Below are 3,284 nucleotides of genomic sequence, written 5' to 3'. Positions count from 1 at the left end.
GCGAGATCACGGTTTTGGGCATTGTCGGCCTGACGATCTTCGCCCTGCTGCGCCGCTTCCGTCCCGCCGACGACACCCTGTCCAATCCCAGCCAGCAGAGCGTGCAGGACGCCTCAGACCGCGATCATGAGACGCGATCGGAGGGCGACACGCTGAAGGAGACCATGCTGATCCCCCGCGTGGTGATGCGCTGGATCTTCCCCTTCATCATCCTGCTCGCCGTCCACCTGTTCCTGCGCGGGCACGACCTGCCAGGCGGCGGTTTCGCGGCGGGCGTGGCCCTGTCGATCGCCTTCATCCTGCAATATATGGCCTCGGGCGCCCGATGGGTCGAAGAGCGGCTGGCCATCCGGCCCATCTTCTGGATCGGCGCGGGCCTGGTGATCGCCGCCCTCAGCGGGATCGGATCGTGGCTTTTCGCCTATCCCTTCCTGACGTCCTGGTTCCAGTATGCCGACCTGCCGATCCTGGGACGCGTGCCCTTGGCCAGCGCCGTGCTGTTCGACTTGGGCGTGGTCGTTCTGGTCGTGGGCGCCACGGTCCTGACCCTCGTCGCCCTGGCGCACCAGTCGCTGCGCAAGCCCAAGCAAAGAGACGCCGAAGAAGCAGAGCTGTCATGATGGAGCTGGTTCTCGCCCTCGCCATCGGCGTGCTGTCGGCCTCGGGTGTCTGGCTGCTGCTGCGCCCGCGCACCTTCCAGGTGATCATGGGGCTGTCGCTGCTGTCCTATGCGGTCAACATCTTCATCTTCGCCATGGGGCGGCTGAGGTCGGGCGCGCCGCCCGTACTGGCGGGCGACGTCTCCGACCCCGCGCGCTACACCGACCCGACGCCGCAGGCGCTGGTCCTGACCGCGATCGTCATCAGCTTCGCCCTGACGGCGCTGTTCCTGGTCGTCATTCTGGCCGCGCGCGGCATCACCGGCAACGACCATGTCGATGGCAAGGAGCCGGACGCATGATCGACTGGAACGCCCATCTGATCATCGGCCCCATCGTCCTGCCGATGATCATCGCCTCCGCCATGCTGCTGCTTGACGAACGTCGCCGAACGCTGAAGGCGGCGCTCAGCTTGAGCGCTATGGCCGCCATTCTGATCATGGCCTTGGTTCTGCTGCACGAAAGCGCAAACGGCGCCGTGGGCGGCGGCGATACTGCGCGGGTCTATCGCCTGGGGTCGTGGGCTGCGCCCTACGGCATTGTCCTGGTGGCCGACCGGCTGTCGACGATGATGGTTGCGCTGACCAGCGTTTTGGCCGGATGCGCCCTGATCTTCGCCCTGGCGCGATGGGACCGAGCGGGACCGCGCTTCCACGCCCTGTTCCTGCTTCTGATTATGGGGGTGAACGGCGCCCTGCTGACCGGCGACCTGTTCAACCTGTTCGTCTTTTTCGAAATCATGCTGGCCGCCTCATACGGACTGGCGCTGCATGGGTCGGGCGAGGCGCGGGTGCGGGCGGGCGTGATCTATATCGCCGTCAATCTGACCGCATCCCTGCTGTTTCTGATCGGCGTCAGCCTGATCTACGGCGTGACCGGCACGCTGAACATGGCGGATGTTGCAACGCGGGTCGCGACCGTCGCAACGGATGACCTGGGGCTATTCCATATCGGAGCGGCGGTGCTAGGCACGGCCTTCCTGATCAAATGCGCCATGTGGCCCTTGGGCTTCTGGCTGACCCCCACCTATTCGGCAGCCAGCGCGCCAGCGGCGGCGGTCTTCGCCATCCTCTCCAAGGTCGGGGTCTATGTGGTCATCCGCTTAAGCCTGCTTTTGCTTGGCGCCGACGCGGGCGCCTCCGCCGGATTTGGCCTGACCTGGCTGTTCGTCGGCGGACTGGCGACCATAGGGTTCGGCACATTCGGCCTGATCGCCTCTCGCGATCTGTCGCGCGCCGCCGGATTCGGCGTGATGATTTCTTCCGGCACCGTTCTGGCCAGCCTGGGCGTCGGCGATGCAGCGACCCTCAGCGGCGCGCTCTTTTATCTGATCGGCTCAACTCTGGCCTGCGCAGCCCTGTTTCTGCTGGCCGAGATCCTCCAGCGAGGGCGAGAATCTGATGTCGGAGAGGCGCGCGCTGTTTTCGATGACGAATATCGTGATCCGTTCGACGACGAAGAGCGCAACGAGCCGGGCCTGGTCATTCCGGCGGCCGTCGCCGCCCTGGGCGGCGCCTTTCTGATCTGCACCTTGATGGTCGCCGGCCTGCCGCCTTTGGCCGGCTTCGTCGGGAAACTGTCTATGATCAGCGCCTTGATCGGCGTTGGCGATGCGGCGGCCTGGACGCTGGTCGCCGTACTTTCTGTGTCCAGCCTCGGCGCTTTGATCGGCCTGACGCGCCTGGGCGTCGGCGCTATCTGGACACGCGACGAAGATGCGCCGGCTTTCGTGGTGGGTGCGGCCGAGCTGACGGCGGTCGCAGCCCTGCTTGGCGCCTGCGTGTTCCTGGCCATCTTCGCTGGCTCCGCCCTGATCTACACCGACCACACGGCGGCCTGGCTGGCTGACCCGCAAGGCTATATCCACGCGGTGCTGGGCGGGGGCGGTCGATGAGACGCGTCTTGCCCTACCCCATCCTTTCACTAGGCCTGTTCGTCGCCTCGATCCTGCTCAGCGCCTCGGTCGCGCCGCCGTCTCTGGCGCTCGCGGTGCTGCTGGCCCTGCTGGCGCCGATCGTCATGCTGGCGCTGGGCGTTGATCGCGTGCGGGTGAAGTCGCCGATGGCCATAGTGCGCCTCGCCATCGACGTCGTCGGCGACATCGTGCGCTCCAACTGGGCGGTGTCGCACATCATTCTGGGGCGGCGACGGCATGAGCGCACATCCGGCTTCATCCATATTCCGCTGGACCTGCGCGACCGGTATGGCCTGGCGGTCCTGGCCATCATCATCACCTCGACGCCCGGCACCTTGTGGGTTGAGTATGAGTCCGCCACCGGCCGTCTGCTGCTGCACGTGCTGGATCTCGTGGATGAGGAGACCTGGGTGCGGCTGATCAAGGATCGCTACGAGCGCCGGCTGATGGAGATTTTCGAATGACGGCGGCGGTGCTGACCTGGGGCTTGGGTCTGGCCCAGCTGATGCTGACCTGCGCCATGGGCTTGGCGGCATGGCGGATCATTCACGGTCCGCGCGCCCAGGATCGCGTCCTGGGCATGGATACCCTTTATCTCAACGGCATGCTGCTGGTGGTGGTGTTCGGCATCCGCACCAACAGCCAGCTTTATTTCGAGGCCGCCCTGGTGATCGGCATGTTGGGCTTCGCCGCCACCGTGGCCCTGGCCA

At 65.8% G+C, this 3,284-nt stretch carries 5 protein-coding genes; all 5 read left to right on the top strand.

Annotation, left to right across the window (positions count from 1 at the left end; translation table 11 throughout):
- Positions 1-620: hydrogen gas-evolving membrane-bound hydrogenase subunit E (gene mbhE / locus RT123_RS08665; protein WP_313008752.1), on the top strand; the 620-nt coding region annotated here is incomplete at its 5' end.
- Positions 620-961 (top strand): Na+/H+ antiporter subunit C, encoded by a 342-nt coding sequence (locus RT123_RS08660; protein WP_066554939.1) that lies wholly within the window; start codon positions 620-622, stop codon positions 959-961. The genes mbhE and RT123_RS08660, both read left to right, overlap by 1 nt.
- Entirely contained in the window at positions 958-2,553 is a 1,596-nt protein-coding gene (locus RT123_RS08655) for a monovalent cation/H+ antiporter subunit D (RefSeq protein WP_313008751.1), read from the top strand. Before RT123_RS08660 ends, RT123_RS08655 begins: the two co-directional genes overlap by 4 nt.
- 8 nt (positions 2,554-2,561) lie before the next feature.
- Entirely contained in the window at positions 2,562-3,038 is a 477-nt protein-coding gene (locus RT123_RS08650; protein WP_313008749.1) for a Na+/H+ antiporter subunit E, read from the top strand.
- Positions 3,035-3,284 (top strand): K+/H+ antiporter subunit F (locus tag RT123_RS08645; protein WP_313008748.1); only part of this gene is annotated, 250 nt, incomplete at its 3' end. The genes RT123_RS08650 and RT123_RS08645, both read left to right, overlap by 4 nt.

The organism is Brevundimonas vesicularis, assembly GCF_032067225.1.
Taxonomy (GTDB): Bacteria; Pseudomonadota; Alphaproteobacteria; order Caulobacterales; family Caulobacteraceae; genus Brevundimonas; species Brevundimonas vesicularis_F.
Note: the sequence above shows the minus strand (reverse complement) of the source record. Positions and strands in the feature narration are given on the sequence as shown.

Bases quoted from the DNA above. Each gene is read 5' to 3' on its own strand.
- RT123_RS08660 (WP_066554939.1), top strand. From the start codon at position 620: ATGGAGCTGGTTCTCGCCCTCGCCATCGGCGTGCTGTCGGCCTCGGGT.
- RT123_RS08655 (WP_313008751.1), top strand. From the start codon at position 958: ATGATCGACTGGAACGCCCATCTGATCATCGGCCCCATCGTCCTGCCG.